Genomic DNA, 1228 nt, shown 5'->3' with positions numbered 1-1228 from the left:
GGGTGACCCGGGGGTGCGACACGGTGACGCCTCGTCGTCGGGGCCGGGCACACGGGGCCCCGGGGTCCGGGTCCGCGGGTGGGTGGACGGGTCGGTACCGGGAGGGCGCCCCGGGGTGCGGGGCGGGAGCGGACCGGGGGCTCAGCGCAGTGCCGCGCCGGCGGGTGCCCGCCGCTCGACGAGCGGCCGACCGACCGCCCAGCCGAGGGTGAGGACCACGGTGCGGGCATCGGCGACGCGCAGCGGGGTCACCCGCGGTTCGGTGACGTCCGCCCGCATCAGGCAGCCGTCACCCGGCGCGTGGTGGGCCCGCAGCAGCGGCTCCGGCAGGGCCGCCCCGGCGGATCGGCGGTCGGGACTGCCGGGGCCGGGGCCGCCGGCTCCGGGGCCCGCGCGGCCCGCCGACCAGGAGACGGGACGGTATTCGAGCATCCCGCCGTCCTGCGGGGACGCGGGGGCGTCGAGGAAGAGGGCGAGCGCCAGCGGTGGGCCCCCGGGCGCCGGTTCGATCCGGTCGCCGGGCCGGTCGAGGACGTGGAGGCAGAGGCGTCGGGCGGGGTCGGGAAGGGGCTCGGCGGCCACCCCGGCTATGGCGGCGACGAGGTCGCGCAGCGCGGGGTCGGCGCCGAGCCGGGCCATCAGGGGCCCGGCCGCCGACAGTTCGGTTCCGTCGAGGACGTCGGCGTGCTCCCGGCGGACGAGACGCTGCCGCAGCCCGAGCACCTCCGCGCGCAGGGCGGTGAGTCCCGCCCGGGTGAGAAGCCCGGGCAGGCGCAACCGCCCGAGGCGCGCGAACGGGGCGCGCAGCTCGTTCGCACGCTCCGGGAGAGACAACATGCTCCTGCCATACCCACCGGGGATGCCCGACCAACTGTCCCGGAGGGGAAATCCGGGTCGGTTTCCGGTCGGAAAACGTTGCCGTGGTGTTCGCAACCCCGGCTCACGCCACGGCGGTTGACCCATCGACCGGGCACGCCGGTGGGTCGGGGGCAACCCCGGCGCGCCGGGCGGCGTCCCCCGGGACGCGGGGACGACGCCCGGGGTCCCGGGTTGTCGGTGCCGCGTCCGATGATGGGGAGACACCGCGCCCGGGCCCACCGGGCGGAGGGACGGAGTACGGGGGCGCCGCGCGCCGCCCGGGGAGGTCGGCGATGAGCGGAGCGACGGCGGAGCCCGATCGGGACACCCGCACCGGGGAGGAGCCGGCCGGGTGGGACGGGGGGAAACC

The 1228-nt window shown here is 78.7% G+C and carries 1 protein-coding gene; it reads right to left on the bottom strand.

What is annotated here, in order from left to right; translation table 11 throughout:
- Positions 1–141 precede the first annotated feature (141 nt).
- Positions 142–837 (bottom strand): HalD/BesD family halogenase, encoded by a 696-nt coding sequence (locus tag FOE67_RS26175; protein WP_182667300.1) that lies wholly within the window; start codon positions 835–837, stop codon positions 142–144.
- Between the last annotated feature and the right edge of the window lie 391 nt (positions 838–1228).

Source organism: Streptomyces calidiresistens (assembly GCF_014141525.1).
GTDB lineage: Bacteria > Actinomycetota > Actinomycetes > Streptomycetales > Streptomycetaceae > Streptomyces > Streptomyces calidiresistens.
Note: the sequence above shows the minus strand (reverse complement) of the source record. Positions and strands in the feature narration are given on the sequence as shown.